Annotated in this window: 18 protein-coding genes; 10 read left to right on the top strand and 8 right to left on the bottom strand. The window is 70.2% G+C overall.

Translation table 11 applies throughout. The features are described from left to right. Positions 1 to 9: 9 nt before the first annotated feature. From rhcF to AC6RUA_RS16045, 4 genes are all read left to right on the top strand, one after another. Positions 10 to 858, top strand: coding sequence for a 2,4-diketo-3-deoxy-L-rhamnonate hydrolase (gene rhcF, locus AC6RUA_RS16060; protein WP_499815758.1), 849 nt, complete (start codon positions 10 to 12; stop codon positions 856 to 858). A 130-nt stretch (positions 859 to 988) separates the two neighbouring features. Continuing rightward, positions 989 to 1,504: an LUD domain-containing protein gene (locus AC6RUA_RS16055; protein ID WP_499815757.1), complete on the top strand. Its 516-nt coding sequence runs from the start codon at positions 989 to 991 to the stop codon at positions 1,502 to 1,504. Continuing rightward, the gene (locus tag AC6RUA_RS16050; protein WP_499815756.1) at positions 1,497 to 3,680 is read left to right on the top strand and encodes an LUD domain-containing protein; all 2,184 of its coding nucleotides are present in this window, start codon (positions 1,497 to 1,499) and stop codon (positions 3,678 to 3,680) included. The genes AC6RUA_RS16055 and AC6RUA_RS16050 overlap by 8 nt, the downstream gene beginning before the upstream one ends. 381 nt (positions 3,681 to 4,061) lie before the next feature. Next, positions 4,062 to 6,446, top strand: coding sequence for a xanthine dehydrogenase family protein molybdopterin-binding subunit (locus AC6RUA_RS16045; RefSeq protein ID WP_499815755.1), 2,385 nt, complete (start codon positions 4,062 to 4,064; stop codon positions 6,444 to 6,446). A gap of 30 nt (positions 6,447 to 6,476) precedes the next feature. On the opposite strand, the gene AC6RUA_RS16040 is transcribed toward AC6RUA_RS16045, so the two are convergent. The 3 genes from AC6RUA_RS16040 to AC6RUA_RS16030 all read right to left on the bottom strand — a co-directional run bounded on the left by AC6RUA_RS16040 (position 6,477) and on the right by AC6RUA_RS16030 (position 9,143). Continuing rightward, a complete protein-coding gene (locus AC6RUA_RS16040; RefSeq protein ID WP_499815754.1) occupies positions 6,477 to 7,043 on the bottom strand; it encodes a DUF420 domain-containing protein in 567 nt (188 codons plus the stop codon). A 77-nt stretch (positions 7,044 to 7,120) separates the two neighbouring features. Continuing rightward, entirely contained in the window at positions 7,121 to 8,371 is a 1,251-nt protein-coding gene (locus AC6RUA_RS16035; protein ID WP_499815753.1) for an MFS transporter, read from the bottom strand. A gap of 286 nt (positions 8,372 to 8,657) precedes the next feature. Next, complete coding sequence (locus AC6RUA_RS16030) at positions 8,658 to 9,143, bottom strand: hypothetical protein (protein ID WP_499815752.1); 486 nt, start codon at positions 9,141 to 9,143, stop codon at positions 8,658 to 8,660. 283 nt (positions 9,144 to 9,426) lie between these two features. On the opposite strand from AC6RUA_RS16030, the gene AC6RUA_RS16025 reads away from it, so the two are divergent. Continuing rightward, positions 9,427 to 10,182, top strand: coding sequence for an IclR family transcriptional regulator (locus AC6RUA_RS16025; RefSeq protein WP_499815751.1), 756 nt, complete (start codon positions 9,427 to 9,429; stop codon positions 10,180 to 10,182). A gap of 112 nt (positions 10,183 to 10,294) precedes the next feature. On the opposite strand, the gene AC6RUA_RS16020 is transcribed toward AC6RUA_RS16025, so the two are convergent. Together AC6RUA_RS16020 and AC6RUA_RS16015 are read right to left on the bottom strand one after the other, a co-directional pair. After that, positions 10,295 to 10,672, bottom strand: a complete 378-nt coding sequence (locus AC6RUA_RS16020; RefSeq protein WP_499815750.1) for a Rid family detoxifying hydrolase — start codon at positions 10,670 to 10,672, stop codon at positions 10,295 to 10,297. Continuing rightward, positions 10,669 to 11,379, bottom strand: coding sequence for a PIG-L deacetylase family protein (locus AC6RUA_RS16015; RefSeq protein WP_499815749.1), 711 nt, complete (start codon positions 11,377 to 11,379; stop codon positions 10,669 to 10,671). The genes AC6RUA_RS16020 and AC6RUA_RS16015 overlap by 4 nt, the downstream gene beginning before the upstream one ends. 109 nt (positions 11,380 to 11,488) lie before the next feature. Here AC6RUA_RS16015 and AC6RUA_RS16010 point away from each other — a divergent pair, with 109 nt between their 5' ends. The 3 genes from AC6RUA_RS16010 to AC6RUA_RS16000 all read left to right on the top strand — a co-directional run bounded on the left by AC6RUA_RS16010 (position 11,489) and on the right by AC6RUA_RS16000 (position 15,053). Continuing rightward, the gene (locus AC6RUA_RS16010) at positions 11,489 to 12,721 is read left to right on the top strand and encodes an aminotransferase class V-fold PLP-dependent enzyme (protein WP_499815748.1); all 1,233 of its coding nucleotides are present in this window, start codon (positions 11,489 to 11,491) and stop codon (positions 12,719 to 12,721) included. Between the two features lies 1 nt (position 12,722). Further along, positions 12,723 to 13,787: a glucose 1-dehydrogenase gene (locus AC6RUA_RS16005; protein ID WP_499815747.1), complete on the top strand. Its 1,065-nt coding sequence runs from the start codon at positions 12,723 to 12,725 to the stop codon at positions 13,785 to 13,787. A gap of 111 nt (positions 13,788 to 13,898) precedes the next feature. Continuing rightward, the gene (locus AC6RUA_RS16000; protein WP_499815746.1) at positions 13,899 to 15,053 is read left to right on the top strand and encodes an MFS transporter; all 1,155 of its coding nucleotides are present in this window, start codon (positions 13,899 to 13,901) and stop codon (positions 15,051 to 15,053) included. Positions 15,054 to 15,152: 99 nt separating this feature from the next. Here the strand turns inward: AC6RUA_RS16000 and AC6RUA_RS15995 are convergent, their stop codons facing one another. Then, entirely contained in the window at positions 15,153 to 16,271 is a 1,119-nt protein-coding gene (locus AC6RUA_RS15995; protein ID WP_499815745.1) for a mandelate racemase/muconate lactonizing enzyme family protein, read from the bottom strand. A 159-nt stretch (positions 16,272 to 16,430) separates the two neighbouring features. On the opposite strand from AC6RUA_RS15995, the gene AC6RUA_RS15990 reads away from it, so the two are divergent. Continuing rightward, entirely contained in the window at positions 16,431 to 17,516 is a 1,086-nt protein-coding gene (locus tag AC6RUA_RS15990; protein WP_499815744.1) for a serine hydrolase domain-containing protein, read from the top strand. A 21-nt stretch (positions 17,517 to 17,537) separates the two neighbouring features. Here AC6RUA_RS15990 and AC6RUA_RS15985 read toward each other — a convergent pair whose 3' ends face one another. Both AC6RUA_RS15985 and AC6RUA_RS15980 read right to left on the bottom strand, forming a co-directional pair. Next, complete coding sequence (locus AC6RUA_RS15985; RefSeq protein ID WP_499815743.1) at positions 17,538 to 18,239, bottom strand: HAD family hydrolase; 702 nt, start codon at positions 18,237 to 18,239, stop codon at positions 17,538 to 17,540. Further along, complete coding sequence (locus AC6RUA_RS15980; protein WP_499815742.1) at positions 18,236 to 19,462, bottom strand: anhydro-N-acetylmuramic acid kinase; 1,227 nt, start codon at positions 19,460 to 19,462, stop codon at positions 18,236 to 18,238. The genes AC6RUA_RS15985 and AC6RUA_RS15980 overlap by 4 nt, the downstream gene beginning before the upstream one ends. 163 nt (positions 19,463 to 19,625) lie before the next feature. Here AC6RUA_RS15980 and AC6RUA_RS15975 point away from each other — a divergent pair, with 163 nt between their 5' ends. Next, a complete protein-coding gene (locus AC6RUA_RS15975) occupies positions 19,626 to 20,624 on the top strand; it encodes an LLM class flavin-dependent oxidoreductase (RefSeq protein WP_499815741.1) in 999 nt (332 codons plus the stop codon). The last annotated feature ends 22 nt before the right edge of the window (positions 20,625 to 20,646 follow it).

The following is a 20,646-nucleotide window of genomic DNA, read 5'->3' as shown; positions in this document are numbered from 1 at the left end:
GGGCACACGATGCAGTTCGTCCGTTACACCACCGGTGGCGCTCCCCAGTGGGGCGTCCGACGCGACGACGACGTCGTACCGCTCGGCGGCCTCAGAGAAGACGTCTCCTACGAGCAACTGACCAGCCCCGGGTTCCTCAGGGTGATCGAAGACGCCGTCACCGCGTCGGAGACGGACTCGGTTCCGACGGACGACGTTCGTCTGCTCGCGCCCGTCCCGCGCCCGGGGAAAATCGTCTGCGTGGGGCTGAACTACCACGACCACGCCGAGGAACAGGACGAGGACATCCCGGAGCGTCCGCTCCTGTTCGGCAAGTCCGACACGTCCGTGACGAACCCGGGCGACCCCATCGTTCACCCGTCCGAACTCGACGAGGTGGACTACGAGGTGGAACTCGGCGTCGTCATCGGTCGGACGGCGAAGGACGTCCCGGCGTCCGAGGCGCGCGAGTACGTCGCGGGGTACACGGCCGTCAACGACGTCAGCGGGCGGGACGCGCAGTTCGACGACGGACAGTTCTTCCGCGGGAAGAGCTACGACACGTTCGCGCCGATGGGACCGACGCTCGTGCCGGACGCGCGCCTCGACCCGGGGAACCTCGACGTGGCGTGCCGCGTGAACGGCGAGACGAAACAGGAGTCGAACACCGAGGAGTTCATCTTCGGCGTCGAGGAAGTCGTCGAGTACATCAGCGGCTTCACGACGCTCCGCCCCGGCGACGTCATCTCGACTGGGACCCCGGGCGGCGTCGGCATCTTCCGCGACCCGCCGGAGCTGCTCGAACCCGGCGACACGGTCGACGTCGAAATCGAGGGCATCGGCACCCTGACCAATCCGGTCGTGGCGGAAGACGACTGACGCCGGAGCGGCCGCTCCGGCGCGAACGGGCAGAGCGGTGCCGGTCATCCACTCGCCCGCCGACCGACGCGCCGACGGACGTCCGGCTCGACCCGCAAGGTACATATCCGACTGTCTGGTACCACGCCCCATGACCGCTGCGCTGGTAGACTCGTTCGTCTCCGCGTGCGCCGGACTCGACGTGCCGTGCGAGCGGACGACGCCGGAGGGGTTCCGTGCGACGCTCGCCTCCCACCTCGGACGACCGGCGGTCGGCGTCCCGTTCGGGGAGGGATCAGTCTCGCTCGCCGAAACGGAGGTGACGGCCGACCCGACGCCGGCCGAGTTGAAGGCGGCTCACACCGGGGTCACGCCCGGCGCGTTCGCCGTCGCCGACTACGGCTCCGTCGTGGTTCCGACGTCGGCGGACGGGGCCGACCTCGTGAGCCTGTTCGTCGACCGGCACGTCGCCGTCGTCGACGCGCGCGACGTCGTCCCGGACATGGACGCGGCGTTCGAGCGGTTCGGCGAGACCATCCGCGGCGAGGGGGGCGGGGGTATCGTCGCGACCGGTCCGAGCGCGACGGCCGACATGGGAGCGCTCGTCCGCGGCGCGCACGGTCCGAGCGAGGTTCGCGTCGTCGTGGTGGAGCGCGCCGATGAGTGACGCGGACGAACTCCGGGAACTGCTGTCGACCGAGGGTCCCGCCGTGAGCGAGAACACGCGCGGGTTCAACCGGGGACGCTACGAGTCCGTCGACCGCCTCCCGGAGTACGAGGACCTGAAGGCAGAGTCGCGCTCGATAAAGGCGGACGCCATCGACCGGCTTCCGGACCTCGTCGACCAGTTGCGCGAGACGGTCGAGGCCAACGGCGGCACGGTGTACCTCGCCGACGACGCGGCCGACGCCAACGAGTACGTCCGGTCGGTGGTCGACGACCGGGACGCCAGGAGCGTGGTCAAGAGCAAGTCGATGACGACGGAGGAACTCGACGTGAACGAGGCACTCGAGGCCGACGGCGTCGACGTGGTCGAGACCGACCTGGGCGAGTGGGTGTTGCAGGTCGCCGACGAGACGCCCTCGCACATCGTCGCCCCCGCCATCCACAAGTCGCGCGAGCGCATCGCCGACCTGTTCAACGAGCGGTTCGACCCCGACCCGCCGCTGACGACAGCGGCAGAACTCACGGCGTTCGCCCGCGAACGGCTGGGCGGGCGAATCGAGGCGGCCGACGTCGGGATGACTGGTGCGAACTTCATCACCGCCGACACGGGGACCATCGCGCTGGTGACGAGCGAGGGGAACGCCCGGAAGACGGTCACGGCGACGGACACACAGATAACCGTCGCGGGCGTCGAGAAGGTGATTCCGAGCGTCGAGGACCTCCAGCCGTTCGTCGAACTCATCGGCCGCTCGGGCACGGGACAGGACATCACGTCGTACGTCTCGCTGCTGACGCCGCCGGTCGACACGCCCACGGTCGACTTCGACGACGACGAGACGCCGCTCTCGGAGGCGGGTGCCGACCGGGCGTTCCACCTCGTGCTCGTCGACAACGGCCGGATGGCGATGCGCGAGGACCCGGACCTCAGAGAGACGCTCTACTGCATCCGGTGTTCGGCCTGCTCGAACTCGTGTGCGAACTTCCAGCAGGTCGGCGGGCACGCGTTCGGCGGGGAGACGTACTCGGGGGGTATCGCCACCGGCTGGGAGGCGGGCATCGAGGGGCTCGACACCGCCGCGGAGTTCAACGACCTCTGCACGGGCTGTACGCGCTGCGTCAACGCCTGCCCGGTGGGAATCGACATCCCCTGGATAAACACGGTCGTCCGCGACCGAATCAATCGCGAAGCGGACGAGACGGAGTTCGACTTCCTCGTGGACGGGCTGACCCCGGACGCCGAGGAGGGGTCGCCGCCGCTCGGGAAGCGCTTCTTCGGCAACTTCGAGACCGTCGCGCGACTCGGAAGCGCCACCGCGCCGCTGTCGAACTGGCTGGCGAACACCACCGGGGCACGCCTGGCGATGCAGCGCTTCCTCGGCGTCGACCCCCGGCGCGACCTCCCGTCGTTCGAGCGCGAGACGCTCGTCGACTGGGCCGCCGACCGGGACGTGATCGTCGACGACCCCGACCGACGGGCCGTCCTCTACCCGGACCTCTACACGAACCACGTCCAGGTCGACCGGGGGAAGGCCGCGGTTCGCGCCCTCGAAGCGCTGAACGTCGACGTGGTGGTTCCGCCGACCCCGTCGAGCGGTCGGGCGCCGCTCTCGCAGGGGATGGTCGCGACGGCGCGCGACCACTCCGAGGGCGTCGCCGAGACGCTCCTCCCGCACGTCGAGGCGGGGCGCGACGTCGTCGTCGTCGAACCGAGCGACCACGCGATGATTCACCGCGAGTACGGCCGACTGCTCGACGACGAGACGTACGACCGCCTGCGGACGAACAGCTACGAGGTGTTGGAGTACGTGTACGGCCGGTTGGAGAACGGCGCGTCGACCGACGCGCTCGCGACCGCTGACGACCACCGGGTCGCGTACCACAGCCACTGCCAGCAACGGACACTGGGGTTAGAGGCGCACACGGTCGCCGTCCTCGAGCGCTGCGGGTTCGACGTCCTGACCTCGGACGTCGAGTGCTGTGGAATGGCTGGGAGCTTCGGATACAAGTCGGATTACTACGACGTCAGCGTCGCCGTCGGCGACGAACTCGCGGCCCAGTTCACCGCGGACGACGCCGAGACGCGGACCGTCGTGGCGAGTGGGACGTCCTGTCTCGAACAGCTAGACCAGTTGCTCCGCCGCCCGGGCGTCCACCCGGTAGAACTCCTCGCGCCCTGACCGAGGCGTCTCGTATCGACGTTCGACGCCCGAAGAGAGACGGGCGCGAACGCTCCGGACGCGCCGACGAGTCCGTCACGAGGAGCCTGACCGTGCACGCGACCGACAGTCGATATCCAACAATGAACAGATTGACATACATAAAATACATGCTATATTAACGTACCGCCGAGGCCGGTTCACCTCGGCCGTTCCGGACGAAGGGGTGGAGGAACGAGTCGAGCGAGGGGCTATCCGGGAGTGACGTTCTCCGGGACGACCCGACGGCGGTGCCTCCAGCGAATTACTTTTGTGCGAGCTATGATATCACACCACTAGAGACGATGCATCACACCGCCACACAGACCGAACGAGACGGACCCGCGGGAGGAGCGTGACCGGATGGCGTTCGACACCATCCGTCCCGACGACGCCGTTCCGAGCGAACTGGTCGGTGCGGCCGTCCAGCGCCGCGAGGACCCCCACCTCATCACCGGCGACGCCGAGTACACCGACGACATCTCGTACGACGGCGAGGTCCACCTCGCCCTGCTCGGCAGCCAGTACGGCCACGCGACCGTCGAGTCGATAGACGTGAGCGGCGCGGAAGCGATGGAGGGGGTGGTCGCCGCCTACACGTGGGACGACGTCGTCGCCTCCGACGCCCCCGGGTACATGCGGACGGACGACCCGGAGGGCGGGTCCGCGGAGTCCGACACCGAGACCGGCGCCACCTCGCCGGACCACCCGATGCTGGCCGACGAGCGGGTCACCTATCAGGGGCAACCCGTCGCGGCCGTCGTCGCCGAAGACCGCTACACCGCCGCGGACGCCCTCGGTCGAATCTCCGTCGAGTACGACCGCCTCGACGCGGTGGTCGACCCGCGCGAGGCGACGTCCGAAGACGCCCCGACCGTCTACGAAGACGCCCCGAACAACGTGGCGTTCACGTGGGACACCGGCGACGAGGACGCCGCCGAAGCGGCACTCGACGACGCGGACAACGTCGTGGAGTTCGAGTTCGAGATAAACCGAATCATCCCGACGGCGATGGAGCCACGGGCCGCGCTCGCGCGCTACCAGCCGTCGGAGGGGTCTGAGGGCGAACTTGCCGTGGAGATGTCGACGCAGAACCCCCACCAGGTCCGGGAGGACCTCTCGGAGACGCTCGGACTCTCCGAGGGTCGAATCCGGGTCAGACCGCCCGACGTCGGCGGCGGGTTCGGGGCCAAACTGTTCCCCTACACGGGCCACCTGCTCGCGGGCTGGTGTGCGATGCAACTCGACCGCCCGGTGAAGTGGATCGCCACCAGGACCGAGGACTTCCAGTCGATGGTCCACGCCCGCCACCACCTCGTCGAGGTTCGGGCGGCGGTGGACGACGACGGCACCCTCCGCGGCTTCCACGCCGAGACGACGGCCCCCGTGGGCGGGTTCCTCGTTCCCGGCGGGTCGGGCGTGCCGACCAACCTCGGCATCATGGCCAACGGCCAGTACGACGTTCCGGACGCGTACGTCCGCACGACGGGCGTGTTCACGAACACCACGCCGCTGTCGGCGTACCGCGGTGCCGGTCGACCCGAGGCGACGTACTTCATCGAGCGACTGGTCGACACCGCCGCCCGGGAACTCGACGTGGACCCGGCGGAGTTCCGCCGGCGGAACTTCGTTCCGCCCGAGGCGTTCCCGTTCGAGACGGGACTCGGACGGACCTACGACTCGGGCGAGTACGACAAGACGCTCACGAAGGCACTCGACGTGGTCGACTACGACGAGTTCCGCGAGCGTCAGGAGCGCGCACGCGAGGAGGGTCGTTACCTCGGAATCGGCATCTCCTGTTACGTCGAGGCGTGCGGCGCCGGTCCCGGCCTGATGGAGAGCGGTATCGTGGAGGTCGAACCCTCGGGTCGGGTGGTCGTCAAGAGCGGCACCGCCGAAATCGGGACGGGCCACCGCACCGGGTACACGCAGATCGTCGCCAACGAGTTGGGCGTCCCGTTCGACGACATCGAGGTCATCGAGGGGGACACCGCCGAGGTCGAGGAGGGGAACGGCACGGCCGGGAGCCGAGCGATGCCCGTCGGGGGCGGCGCGCTCAAGCGGAGCGCCGAGCAGATCGTCGAGAAGGGACGACGTATCGCCGGCCACCGGTTCGAGGCGGCCGAGGAGGACGTGGAGTTCGCCGACGGCGAGTTCTTCGTCAGGGGGGCGCCGGACCGGTCGTTGAGCATCCGGGAGGTGGCCGAACTCGCCCACGGTGACGACGACGAGCGTCCCGAGGGAACCGAGCGAGGACTCGACGCGACCACGAACTTCGACCCGCCCAACTACACGTTCCCGTTCGGAACGCACGTCGCCGTGGTCGAGGTCGACCCGGACTCGGGGGAAATCGGGTTCGAGCGGTACGTCGCCGTGGACGACGTGGGAACCCAGATAAACCCGAAACTCGTCGAGGGGCAGATACACGGCGGCGTCGTACAGGGACTCGGACAGGCGCTCCAGGAGGAGACCGTCTACGACGACAACGGCACCCTGCTCACGGGGTCGCTCCAAGACTACGCGATACCCAAGGCCGAACACGTCCCCGACCTGGAGTGGGAGTCGACGGTGACGCCCTGCCCGCACAACCCGCTCGGAGTGAAGGGGGTGGGCGAGGCGGGCGCCATCGCCGCGCCGCCGGCGGTGGTGAACGCCGTCGTGGACGCGCTCGAACCGCTCGATGTCGACAGCGTCGACATGCCGCTCACGCCGGAGCGCGTCTGGCGAGCCATCGACGAGGCGGCCTGACCGGAGCCGTCGGAGCCGTCGCCTCGCCGCTCAGTTCGACCAGGGAACGGCGTACAGCATCGCGTAGACGACGAGTCCGAGCGTGAACGACACCAGCCACAGCGTCGCCGCGACCCGGCCGACCCGCGGGTGGGCCGTCGCCGCCAGTTCCGCCGGGGAGTGCGTCGCCGCCAGCAACAGCGCGTAGTACACGAGCGGGACGCAGACGACGGCGAGCAGGACGTGCACCACGAGCACCGGGAGGTAGACGAACCGATAGACGACTCCGGGACCGGGGAACGCGGTCGGTCCCTCCAGCGCGACCCGGTAGAGGTAGAGGGTCAGGAACGCCGCGAACAGGAGGAAGCTCGTCACCATCGCGGCGCGGTGCCTCGCGACCCGGCGTCGCCGAATCCAGTGCCACCCGGCGGAGATGGCCCCGATGGCGGCGAGGCTCAGGGCCGCGTTGACGTGCGGAACGGCCCGGACCACCGTCTCCGACCGCGGGAGCGCTCCGACGGGGAGGTAGCCGAGGACGGCGCCGAAGACGAGTGCCAGCGAGACGACCGTGAGCAGTCCGGTCAGTTCGGGGACGCGGTCCCGGACCGAGATGTCCATGCCTCCTCGTGGGTCGGGGACCGTATCGGCCTGCCGGTTTCGGTCGACTCCCGGGTCAGTCCGGTCACGGCCGGGACTCACAGCCGGTACAACGCGAGGAAGGCGACGGCACCGACCGCGCTCACGCCGGCCATCAGCGGGAACGCCGCCCCGAGACCGACCCGCTCGGCGACCGCGCCGAACAGCAGGGGGCCGCCGGCCCCCCCGAGCGACCCGGCGGTGAGCATCACGCCGAAGAGGCTCCCGCTGAACTCGCGCTCGGAGTACTGCGACGTGATGGCGTTCATCACGGGCAGGGCCGCGTACATCACCACGCCGAGGAAGAACCAGACGAGCAACGCGACCGGAACCAGGGGGAGGAAGGCGGTCGCACCCAGTCCGACCGTCGAGGCGACCATGGCGGCGACACCCAGCGTCCGCCGGTCGGCGACGTCAGCGAGCGAACCACCGCCGAGCGAGGAGACGCCCGCCCCCACGAGCATGACGAAGAACACCCCGTTTGCGGCGGCGGCGGTCATCTCCGCGTGTTCGACGAGGTAGGAGGTGAGGAACGTGCGGACGGCACCGAGTTCGGTGGCGATGGCGAGGTTCGCGAGGAACAGCACCGCGACCCAGCGTTCGAGCGGAACCGAGACGCGGTCCCTCAGGGCGGACAACCGGCCCCCGGGGTCACCCGACGTCCGTGTGTGGTCCTCCCCTCCGGTCCCCCCGTCTGGTTCGACCGCGGCCGCGGAGTCGGTCGGGTCCACGTCGCGGAAGACCGCCAGAAATACGAGCGCGTAGCCGACTCCCACCGCCGCACTCGCGGTGAGAGCGGTCCGCCAGTCGAACAGCGCCGCGAGGCCGCCGACGAGTGCGGGGGCGAGGGCGGTCCCCACGACGCCCCCGAGGCCGTGGATGCCCATCGCCTTCCCCTCGGTTTCTCCCCCCTCTAGGTCGCTGATGAGCGACATCCCGGCGGGGTGGTACGTACTCCCGCCGACGCCTGCGAGCGTCTCGGCGAGGACGAGCGTCCGGTAGTTCTGCGCGCCCGCGGCGACGAGGATGCCCGCCGCTAGCACGACCATTCCGCCCGCGAGGAGCCACCGCTGACCCACCCGGTCCGCGAGCATCCCTGCGGGCAACTGGAAGACGGAGTACGTGACGTAGAAGACCGTGAGCAGCGCCCCCGCCTCGCCGTACGAGATGGAGAAGTCGTTCACCAGCAGCGGGAGGATGGGAGGGAGCGCGACGCTGTAGAACTCGTTGACCGCGTGAGCGACCGTGATGAGCCACACCTCGCGGGGGTTCGAGACGGAGACCAGCCGCGAGGCGAACGAGCGCGACACACCCCCACTCCAGCCCTCCGGGCAATGAGCGTTGCCCTCACGGAAGTTCCGGCAGCGACTCCCCGAGACCGACTCCAATCGGCCGTCGCCACATCATGCGAGAAATATATGTAAGTTACCAAAACGGAGACGTAACGGATTGTCGACTTCTAGAACGGGGTGCCCGTCGACGTACGGGGAGCGAAGTCGTCCGCGGAGACGGAGAATCACGGCCGCGCCGCCTCCGCACGGCGCAGTACGCGCCACCGGATACCTACTCCGTACTCCGCCACCTCCTCGCCACGGGTTACGGTTTCTCGGCGTTCGTTCCCGACCGTTCGACGTTGTCCAACGGGACCCACCTGTCGTCCTGGAGGCGGACGATGTCGTGCATCGCGAGCACTTCGAGGTAGATACGTATCTCCCACGGTTCCTCGAGTTCGAACTCGACCGCGTCGTATATCTCGCTTCGAATCCCGCCACCGGTCCTGACGACTGCACGCAGCGTCTCCTCGACGTTGTCGACGAGGGCGTCGAGTTCGCTGTGCGTGAGCGCGCTCGGCTGTTCGAGGCGGTCGAGCACGCTCTCGTACTCCCCCTCGATCGTCACTGAGACGCGTGGCTGCGGCTCCGCGGTCGCCGAATCGGTCGGGGAAGTGGGGTCCTCCGTCGGCGGCCCGGTGGATTCGGTGGTCTCCGGGCCGCTCGCCTGCGTCTCCTCGTTCGGGCGCTCGTTCTCGTCGGACGAGAACGGCTCCTCCGACGTCGAAGCGTCGTTCGCGTCGTCTTTCACGTCGGTACGTGTCGGGTCGACCCCCAAATCACTGTCCCCCGGCAGTACCGACCGACGAGGACCCCCGCTCTCGTGAACCGTTGCCCGCGCGGACGAGAGCCCATCGGTCGCGTCACTGTCGCGTACTACTTGGAATATGAGTGGTGTAGAAACCCGTCACTTTCGACGCGCTCGATTATCGGTCGACGGTTCGCGCGGCCAGCGCGCGACACACGCGTCGGCGACCGCTCTTCGTTCGAACGACGTGAACAGAACTATCAGACGGGGACTGTACGTCGGGAGCATGAGCAAGGCCCCCGTCGACGCCGTCGAGACGTCGCTTCGAATCCTCCGACGACTCGCCGCCGAGGGGCCGTGCGGTGTCACCGACCTGGCGGCGCGACTCGACAGGCCGAAGGCGACGGTGTACTACCACCTGAAGACGCTCGAAGAACACGGCTGCGTCGTGGCGACCGACGACGGGTACGCGCTCGGACTCCGTCCGCTCGAACTGGGGGGGCGAGCGCGCACTCGGTTCCCGGCCGCCGGGGTCGTGCGTCCGAACCTGAAGCGACTCGCCGCCGAGACGAACGAGACGGCCGTCTTCGCCGTCGAGGAACGGGGGTTCGCCGTCGTCTTGGACGTGGAACGGCCCGACGGCATGACGGACGACATCGACGTCCTCCTCGGAACGCACCGACCGCTCCACGCGAGTGCGACGGGCAAGGCGCTGTTGGCTGCGCTACCGGACGACCGCCTGACGTCGACGCTGGACGAGGTCGACCTCTGTCGGTACACGGCGAACACCATCGTCGACAGGACGGCACTCCGCGAGCATCTCGCCGCCGTCAGCGAGGCGGGGAGGGCGTACGACCGAGGCGAGCGAGACGCCGACACCAACGGCGTCGCGTCGGCGATACTCGGTGCCGACGGGTCGGCCGTCGGTGCGGTCGGAATCGTCGGACCGGAGTCCCGCCTCTACAGCGACCGGTTCGAACGGGAACTCCCGCATCTGGTCGAACGGACGGTGAGACGAATCGAGGACGCGCTCCAGGCCTGATTCACGACGACTCTCCGCCGCCGTCGGGTTATCTCGCCCCGTCGAGAGTGGGAAGCAGGATTCGGTCCACCCGAACCGGACCGGAGCGGCGGTCCGCTCCGGTCCGCCCGCCTCACCGAAGCGTCGCCTGCACCTCGATTTCGACGCCGATGTCGACGGGCAGGTCGGCGACTTCGACGGCGCTCCGCGCCGGGTACGGGTCCGAGAAGTACTCGGCGTACACCTCGTTGATGGCGTCGTAGTCGTCCATGTCGCGGACGAACACGGTGGTCTTGACCACGTCGCCGAGCGACGCGCCGCCCGCTTCGAGCACCGCCGCGACGTTCTCGATGGTCCTCGCCGTCTCGTCTTGGATGTCCCCCTCGATGACGTCGCCCGACTCGGGGTCGACGGGACCCTGCCCCGAGACGTGGACGGTCTCCCCGTCGACGATACCCTGCGAGAACGGCCCGATGCTCGGCGGTGCGTCCTCGGTGACGAGTTCTCTCACGCCTCTCCCCCCAGGTAGGCGTCGCTCTGCTCGTGGAGCGGTTCGAACCCCTCCGCGTACCGCGCGCCGACCCGTTTGCCGAGCGCCTCCGCCTCGCTGCGAACCCCGGAGACGAGATTGTCGAACTCGGCGTCGATGCCGCCGTGCTCCTGGAGGAACTGGACCTGCGACTGGTGGCGCTCGATGGCGCGTTCCTTGCGGTCCTGGTAGTCGGTGACGTCGATGAACACGCTCGGCTCGAACGACGAGGTGGGCTTGCCGACGAAGTAGACGTTCGCCACCTCGCAGGGCGCTTCCGGCACGTCGACCATCGGGAGCGAGGCCATGTAGTAGGCGTCCGTCACCAGTTCCGACGTGGTGCGGTGGTCGGGGTGCATGTCGTCGCCGTAGTGGGTCACGACGTACGTCGGGTCGTGCCGCCGGAGCAGGCGGACGAGTTGCAGGCGGTTCTCCAGCGAGTACTCGACGCGGCCGTCCTCGAAGTCGAGGAACGTCGCGTCCGCGCCGAGTTCCGCGGCCGACTCGGTCGCCTCCTCCTCGCGGACGGCGGCGAGTTCGGACTCGGTCGTCTCGAACCCGCCGTACTCCCCGCGCGTCATGTGCACGACCGCGACCTCGTCGCCGCGGTCGGCGTGTTTCGCTATCGTCCCGCCGCAGAAGATGTCGGCGTCGTCCGGGTGTGCGACTACCACTAACAGGTCGGTCATCTACCTAACGGCTGGTCGTACGAGCGACATAAACGTGTCCCCCGACGGTACCGCCGCCCGCCGGCAGCCAACCCGTGGGTTTTTGCGCGCCGTTTCCGAACCCCGGAACGTGCAACAAGAGTCAGTGTACGACGAGTTGGGCGTTCCGACCGTCGTGAACGCGGCGGGCACGAAGACTCGCATCGGGGGGAGTCGCATCAGGGAGGGGGCGCTCGACGCGATGCGGGAGGCCGCCGGCTCGTTCGTTCGGCTCTCGGACCTCCAGGCCCGAGCGAGCGAGCTAATCGCCGACGCGACGGGCTCGGAGGCCGGCTACGTCACGAACGGCGCCGCGGGGGCGCTGCTGCTCGGGACCGCTGCGTGCATCGCCGGGACGGACCCGGGCGCGATGTCGCGTCTCCCCGACACGGAGGGTCTGGCGGACGAAGTCGTCATGCCCCGAACCCATCGAACCGGCTACGACCACGCCATCCGGACGGCCGGGGCGACGGTGGTCGACATCGGGACGAACGACCGCCACCTCGGGACGGGCGCGCGCAACGTCGACCTCTGGGAGTTCGAGGACGCCATCTCCGAGGAGACGGCGGCGGTCGGCTACATCTACAAGAGCTACGTCGACCCACCGCTGGCGGACGTCTGCGAGGTGGCGCACGACCACGACGTGCCGGTGGTCGTCGACGCGGCCGCCGAGTTGCCGCCCGTCGAGAACCTGTCGTGGTTCACCGACCAGGGCGCGGACCTGGTCGCGTTCAGCGGCGGGAAGGGCATCAGGGGACCCCAGACCACGGGCATCCTCGCCGGTCGAGCGGACCTGCTGGAGTCGGTCGCCGTCCAGCACCTCGACCTCCACGCGGCCGAGGCGGTGTGGGAACCGCCGTCGTCGCTGCTCGACGTGGGACAGTTCGCGGGCGTCCCGAACCAGGGAATCGGCCGGCCGCTGAAGGTCGGCAAGGAGGAACTCGTCGGCCTGCTCCGCGCGCTGGAACTGTTCCGCGAGGAGGACCACGACGCCACCCGGCGGGAGTGGCGCGAGCGGGCCGAGCGAATCGCCGACGCGCTCCGGTCGCTCGACGGCGTCGACCCGGTCGTCGACGAGGGGGAGACGGACGTCGCGGCCACCGTCTCCGTCCGCGTCGACGCCGAGGTCGCGGGTCGCTCGGCCACCGACGTGGTCGGCGGCCTCCGCCGCGAGGAGCCGCGGGTGTTCGTCGGCGCCGACCACCTCCGCGACGGGCGGTTCACCGTCAACCCGATGTGTCTGACCGACGAGGAGACCGAGTACGCCGTCGAGCGGATTCGGGCGCACCTCGGGGACGAGGCGGACGTCGGGGAGGGCCGCTGAGATGCGGGCCGTCTGCGTCGAGCAGGGGGAGACGACGCCGCAACTGACCGAGATTCCCCGCCCCGAGCCGTCGTCGGGGGAGGCGCTGGTCCGGACGCTCAGGGTGGGCATCGACGGCACCGACCACGAGGTCATCGGCGGCGGCCACGGCGGCTTCCCCGCGGACGCCGACCGGATGGTGCTGGGGCACGAGGCGGTCGGCGTCGTCGAGGACCCGAACGGCACCGGTCTCGACGCCGGACAGGTAGTCGTGCCGACGGTCCGGCGGCCGCCCGCGGACGGCACCAACGAGTACTTCGAGCGGGGTGAGCCGGACATGGCGCCCGACGGCGCGTACGTCGAGCGCGGCATCGTCGGCGCGCACGGGTTCATGGCCGAGTACTTCACCAGCGCGCCGGAGTTCCTCGTCGAAGTGCCCGCGTCGCTCGCCGAGACGGGATTCCTCGTCGAACCGGTCAGCAACAGTGAGAAGGCCATCGAGCACGCGTACGCCTCCCGGTCGGCGTTCGAGTGGCGACCGGAGTCGGCCATCGTACTCGGGAACGGTCCGCTCGGCCTGCTGACGCTCGCGATGCTCCGCGAGGAGTTCGACCGGCGCTACTGCCTCGGCCGGCGCGACCGCCCCGACCCGACGATAGACGTCATCGAGCGACTCGACGCCACCTACGTCGACTCCCGGGAGACGCCCGTCGACGACCTACCCGTGGCACACGAACCCGTCGACTTCCTCTACGAGGCGACGGGGTACGCGAAACACCCGTTCGAGGCGGTGGAGGCGCTCGCGCCCAACGGCGTCGCCGCACTGCTCGGTATCCCCGAGTCGTGGGAGTTCGCTGTCGACGGCGGGCGGTTCCACCGCGAGTTCGTCCTCCAGAACAAGGCGTTCGTCGGGAGCGTCAACTCCAACGTCCGTCACTACGAGGCGGCCGTCGACCGGCTCCGGCGGTTCCCGGACTGGTTCACCGACGCGCTCGTCACCGGCGTCTACGACCCGTCGGACCTGGAGGAGGCGTTCGCCCGAGGTGACGACCGCATCAAGTCCGTCGTCGAGTTCGACACGCCGTAGCGCCGGCGACGAACGGCCGGTGCGACGCCGTCGCCGTGGGTGGCGCGAATGTCGCGGAACGCTCGGCCGGGTCCCGTACATTGAGGGTGGTCGTCTCCGTCCGTCCGCTCGATGGACGGAACCCGCCGGTTTCAGGCGCTGTACTTCGTCTTCTACGCGTCGTTCAGCGGGTTCGTCGCGTTCCGGAGCGTATTCCTTCAGGAGATCGGGATGACCGGCACGCAGATCGGACTCGTCGGGACGCTGTGGGTCGCCGGCGGCGTCGTCGCCCAACCGGTCTGGGGGGTCGTCGCGGACTACACCCAGTCGCCCACGCGGGTCCTCCTCGTCGCGGCCGTGGCGTCGGGCCTCGCCGTGTTGAGCTACCCCTTCGGTGCCAGTCTCCCCGAGTACGGCTTCCTCGTCGTCGCCGTGGGGACCGTCCTCTACTCGGCCACGCGTGCCCCCATCGTCCCGATAGCGAACGCGCTCGTCCTCCGGCAGGGCGTCGAGTACGGAACGGTGCGGAGTTTCGGCTCCATCGCGTTCGGCCTCACGGTGCTCGTCGTCGGGTTCGTCCTGGCGTGGGTTGAGACCGTCCTCGTCGTCTACGTCTACGCCGCCGGGATGGTCGTGTTCGTCGCGTTCCTCCGGAGCGTCCCCCGCGTCGAGAACCGCGTGTTCGAGGGGAGCCTCGGCGCAAGGGCCGTCTCGCTCGTTCGTCGCCCTCGGTTCCTCGTCGTCCTCGCCACTGCGTTCGGTATGGGGCTGGTCGCCTCCCCGGGGAGCGCGTTCTTCTCCATCTACATGCGCGCGGTCGGCCTGGGCGACGGGCTGACGGGGGTCGCGTGGTTCTGCAAGACCGCCACCGAGGCGGTGGTGTTCCTGGCGGTGGCGCGCTGGGGACGTTCGTACGGGCTGGCGGTCGTCGTCGGCGGTACGGGGTACGTCGCCGCCTTCGGGATGCTCACCACCTGGGCGACGCTCGGGACGGTCCTCCTCGCGAACCTCCTGTTCGGGGCGGGGCTCGCGCTCCTCTACTTCGCGCTCGTCAACCTCGCGCACGAGCGCGCGCCCGCCGGACTGGACTCCACGGCGCAGACGCTGCTCACGAGCGTCGGCGTCGGTGCCGGCGGCGCGGTCGGGCAGGCCGGCGCGGGCTACCTCGTCGACCTCGTCGGCGTCCGGGAGATGTACGCCGCCCTCGCCGTCGGAGCGCTCCTCATCGTGGCGTTCGGTTTCGTCGGTGCCGGGATGGAGGCCCGACCCGGTCGGTCGGTGGGCTGACTCCGGGTCCGCGCGGTTCGGGAGGCGACTCGCACCCGGCAGACGCGAACGGTCCCGGCGAGGCGCAGCAGCCGTCGCCGAACTGCTCGACTCGCCGCCTCACCGGTCGGTCCGGAGGCGGTCGACGGCGTCCTCGTCGACCGTGATTCCGAGCCCCGGACCCTCGGGGACCGTCATCGTGCCGTCGCGCACCGGGAGCGGCGACTCGAGCACGTGGTCCGCCCACGCGTAGTACACCGAGTCGGGTGCGAGGTCGATGGCGGGCGTCGTCGCGACGGTCTGGAGGACGGCCGCGGTCTTGACTCCCAGGTCGAAGCCGTTGTGGTGGGCCACGGAGATTCCGGCGTGCGCCGCCAGCCCGGCGAGTTCTCGGGTCCGGAGGATGCCGGCTCCGGGGACGATGTCGACGACGGCGACGTCGACGGCGTCGGCCTTGAGCAGGTGGTGGAGGTTGAACCGCGAGTACGTGTCCTCGTTGACCGCGAGCGGCGTCTTGATGCGCGAGCGGAGTTCGCGGTAGCCGCCGTACGTCTCGATACGCTGCGGCTGTTCGAGGTACTGGAGGTAGATGCCGGCGTCCTCGAGCGTCGCGGCGGCGCGGACCGTCTCCTCCGGCGACCACCCCTGGTTGGCGTCGAGGCGGAACTCCATCTCGCCGTCCACGGCGTCGGACATGGCCGCGATGCGCTCGACGTCCTCGCGCCAGTCGTGACCGGCCTTCGTCTTGAGCGTCTCGAACCCCGCCTCGTGCGCGCGGGCGGCGTAGGTGGCCGACTCCTCCGGGTCGAGGATGCCCAGGCAGTACGCCACCGGAACCTCCTCGCGGACCGCCCCGCCGAGCAACTGGTGGACGGGAGCGCCCAGTTCTTTGCCGAGGACGTCCCACAGCGCCATCTCGACGCCGCCGAGGTACGGGTCGACGGTGACGTACGGGAAGTAGAAGCTCTCGACGAACTCGCGTATCTCGGTCGTCGACCGGCCGACCAGTTCGGGCGCGACGACGGCGTCGACGACGGCCTTCGTCGCCTCGGGCGACTGCATCGTCACGAGCAACTCCCCCCACCCGGTCGTCCCCTCGTCCGTGTCTACCCTGATGAGCATCCGGTCCCGGGAGCGGACGACGTCGTGGTTGCTCACGTACGGCGCTATTCCCCCCTCCTCCAGCGACTCGACGCCCACAGTTACAGGTATCGCTACCACGTCCGTGATGACTGCCATGCGCCCCGTTTCGCTCCGGAGGGGAAATAAATACTCCCTGATGCAGTTGTGACGCCGTCGCGGAGGCCGCGTCGCCGTCGGCACCGACGCCGCTCCGGACCACCGGCGCGGGGCGGCAGCCGAGCGTACAGTTAAGCGGACGGGTTCGCTTGGTGGTGTATGGCCGACGCGCCTCCACCGCGGACGGACTCGAAGGACCACCCGCTCGACCGCATCGTTCGCGAGGGGGTCGACCGGGACCTGTTCACCGGCGCCGTCGCGGCAGTGGGCACGAGCGCCGGCGTCGACTGGCGGACGGCCGCCGGGGAGCGCGACCCGCGGTCGGGCGAGCCAGTGACCCCGGACACGCTGTTCGACGCCGCGTCGACGACCAAGGCGACGGTGACCACCACCGTCGTACTCCGACTCGTCGAGGAGGGCGTCCTCGCGCTCTCGGCGCCGATCGAAACGTACGTCCCGCCGCTCGAAGGCACCGAACGCGGGGCGGTCCCGCTTCGCCACCTCCTGACGCACACGTCGGGACTCCAGCCGTACCACTACGACCCCGACTGGACGTCGCCCGAAGCGGCGCGCGCGGACATCTACGGCGCGGACCTGCTGGAGGCGGAGCCGGGCGAGCGGTTCGCGTACAGCTGTCTCAACTTCGTCCACCTGGTCGACGCCGTCCGGCGCGTCACCGGCGAGACGCTCGCCGACCTGGCGCGCCGGTTCGTCTTCGACCCCGCCGGGATGGACACCGCCCGGATGGGGCCGCTCGGCGACGACGCCCCCGCGGCGGTCACCTACGAGCACGAGTACGCCGACCGCGCGCTCGTCGGCGAGATTCACGACCCCATCGCCCGCGCGCTCGACGGCGAGAGCGGGAACGCCGGACTGTTCGTGACGGCGACGGACGCGACGCGCTTCGCCCGCGCGCTCCTGACTGACGCCCGGCGCGAGGCCGGGGGGGACGGAATCCGACTGCTCGCGCCCGGGACACTCCGCCGGATGCGCGAGAACTGGACGCCCGGCCTCGAACGACCCCACGGGCTCGGCTGGCGGCTGGCGCGGGAGTGTTACCCCGCCCCGAACTGGTCGCTCGACTCGTTCGGCCACACCGGGTACACCGGGGCGTCCGTCTGGCTCGACCCCACCGCAGACCGGTTCGCCGTCCTCCTGACGAACGAGGTGTATCGGGGAAAGGGCGACGGGATGCTCCGCCTCCGCGAGCGGTTCCACGGCGCGGTCGCCGGCGAGCGGTACTGAGTTCGGGGCTCCTGGAGGCGCTCACTCGACGTCCGGCAGCACCGTCGACCGCACGAGCGACAGGTCGCGCTCCTCGACGACCCGGTCGACCGTCCCGTACGCCTCGTCGGCGACGCGGTCGTCCGGGTCGAACAGGACGGCCGTCCCCGCCACCTCGAACGCCGCCTCGTCCGAGCGGGAGTCGCCGACGTACGCCACGTCGGCGGGGTCGACGCCCGCGTCGGCGCACAACGCCCGCAGGATGTCGCCCTTCGACCCCGGCGGGACGCGCGGTATCACGTCGACCGGGACTTGGTCGTCGTAGACGACTTCGTTCGAGACGACGAACGCGGGGTCGAACCGCTCGACCGACCGGGCGAGTCCGCGAACGCCGGCGCTGACGACGCCGAACGGGACGCCGCCCGCCCGGAGGTCGGCGAGGAGGGCGGGCGCGCCGGCGGTCAGCTTCACCGCCTCGGCCGCGCGCTCGACGTGTTCGCGCCTGACGCCCCGGTCGCGCCAGTCCGCGACGTTCTCCTCGGCCCACGTCTCGTAGTCTACGTCGCCGTCCCAGAACGCCGCCGTGCGCGCCTCGCCCGCGTCCTCGACGCCGAACAGGCGGTACAGCAGCCCCCACCCGCCGCGCTGTTCCGCCAGCGTCCCGTCGAAGTCGAACGCCACGAACGCGGGACCCGGCCCCTCGTTCGGTTCGACGGACGCCCCGTCGGGGAGGCGTCCGGTCACGGCCGGCCCTCCGAGCGCTTGCCCATCGAGACGGGGCGGTCCGCGCCGGTCGCCGACGGGACGTTGTTCGGGACGCCGTCGAGCCGCGACGCGCCGAGCAGCGCGAACAGGGCCGCCTCCTTGCAGTCGGCGTCGACGCCCAGTTCCCGCGACCGGGCGACGGGACAGTCCGTCGCCTCGTCGAGCATCGCGAGCAGCGTCGGGTTGGACGCGCCGCCGCCGGAGACGTATATCTCGTCGGGGTAGCGCGGGGCGAACGACTCGTAGGCGTCCGCGATCGAGCGGGCGGTCAGCGCGGTGGCGCTCGCGACGACGTCCTCGTCGGTCAGCCCGCGGTCCCTCCCGGCCGCGAGGAACCGTCGGGCGTAGTCGTGGCCGAACCGCTCGCGGCCGGTCGACTTGGGTGGCGCTCGCTCGAAGTACGGGTCGTCGAGGAACGCCGCGACCAGTCCCTCGTCGACGCCGCCGGCGGCCGCGCGCTCGCCGTCGACGTCGTACGTCCGGTCACCGTCGGTCAGGAGTTCGACCACGGCGTCGATTACCATGTTCCCCGGGCCCGTGTCGAACGCGACCACGTCGTCGCGGTCGGGCGCGGGCGGCAGGAGCGTGCAGTTGCCGATGCCGCCGACGTTCTGGACGGCGCGGACCGCCTCGTCGTCGGCGAAGCACGCCGCGTCGAGGAAGGGGGTCAGCGGCGCGCCGTGGCCGCCGGCGGCGACGTCGCGCATCCGGAAGTCGGAGACGGTCGTCACGCCCGTTCGCTCGGCGACGACGCAGCCGTCGCCCACCTGGAGCGTCGAGCGCGACCGACCCTCCACGCCGGGGTACGACTCGGGGTCGGGGGCGTGCCAGACCGTCTGGCCGTGGCTGGCGACGACGTCCACCTCCTCCCGGTCGCGGCCGGCCTCGCGCCAGGCGGCGGCCGCGGCGTCGGCGAACAGTTCGGCAAGCGCGACGTTCGCCCGGCAGACCTCGTCCACGGTGCCCGTCCCGTCGTCGCACAGCGCGACCAGTCGCTCGCGCGTGGTCCGGTCGTACGAGCGCTCGACGAACGACTCGACCGTCAGGTCGTAGCCGAACGGGTCGTCCGGGTCCGTCCGGGCGACGCGACAGCAGGCGGCGTCGACGCCGTCGAGCGACGTGCCCGACAACACGCCGACGGCGGTGCGCTCTCGCTCGCTCGGGTCGTCGCCCGTGTTCGGTCTGGGGGGGTGTCCGGTCATCGGTGGTCGTCCCGCGATACTCTCGACTGCGACCCGACTCTACAAGTGCGTGACGGTCGGTGGCACCCTGCACGACCAGCACACGGCGACGGAGCACGACCCCCCGCCACGTCGCGGACGGTCCGTACCAACGCTTATTACGCTGTTCCGGGAACGGGTCGGCGTGAGTCTGGAGTTTCACTACTACGTGCCGGGCTGTTTCCGAGACCCCCGGTCGGACGTCGAACTCGGGAAGTACGCGGCCGAGCGCGGGTTCGAGGGCGTCTGGGTCGGCGACCACTTCCTCCCGTGGCTCGACAACCGGCCGTACACCCACCAGATTCTCCCCTGGCTCGGCGCGTTCATGACCGAGGTGCCGGACGTCACCGTCGGCACGTTCGTGACGTGCCCCACGGTCCGGTACGAACCACCGGTACTCGCGCAGGCGCTCGCGACGCTGGACAACATGTACCCCGGCCGGTTCGAACTCGGCGTGGGGACGGGGGAGGCGCTCAACGAGGCGCGGTTCCTCGACGGCGAGTGGCCCGACTGGGACACGCTCGCGGGGATGCTCGTCGAGTCGCTCGACGTCGTCGACCTGCTGTGGGACGCCGACGAGTACGTCTCGTACGAGGGCGACCACTACAGCTACGAGCCGATGCGGCTGTACACGCGGCCGAAGGGGCCGCTCCCGACCCACTGGGCGGCCTGGGGTCCCCGCTCGGCGCACAAGGCGGGCGAGCACGCGGGGAACCTGATGACCGTCTCCTCGCCCGAGCACATCCGCGACCGACTCCTCCCCCCGTTCGAGGATGGACTCGAGGCGGCGGGGCGCGACCCGGGCGACGCGCACGTCTCGACGCAGGTGACCGCGCACGTGGGCGACCCCGACGCCATCGTCGAGGAGATACGGGAGATGGGCGAGCACACCCCGCACGACACCGAACTCGACAACCCCGACCCGCGCGACGTGCAGGCGGCCGCGGACGCCGAACTCGCCGAGATGAGCGACGCGGAGGTCCGCGCGGAGAACAACGTCGTCGAGGACCCCGCGGAGCTGGTGGACCAGCTACGGGCGCTCGAATCCGCCGGCGTGACCCGGGTCATCCTCGTCTCGAAGGCGGGCGACCCCCGGGGGACCATCGACGCCGTCGCGGACGAGGTGATGCCCGCGTTCGAGTGAGCAGGCGGCGGACGAGGAAGCA

The sequence above is a fragment of the Halorarum sp. SLYT50 genome, from assembly GCF_059821265.1.
This window is presented reverse-complemented; position numbering and strand designations above follow the sequence as displayed.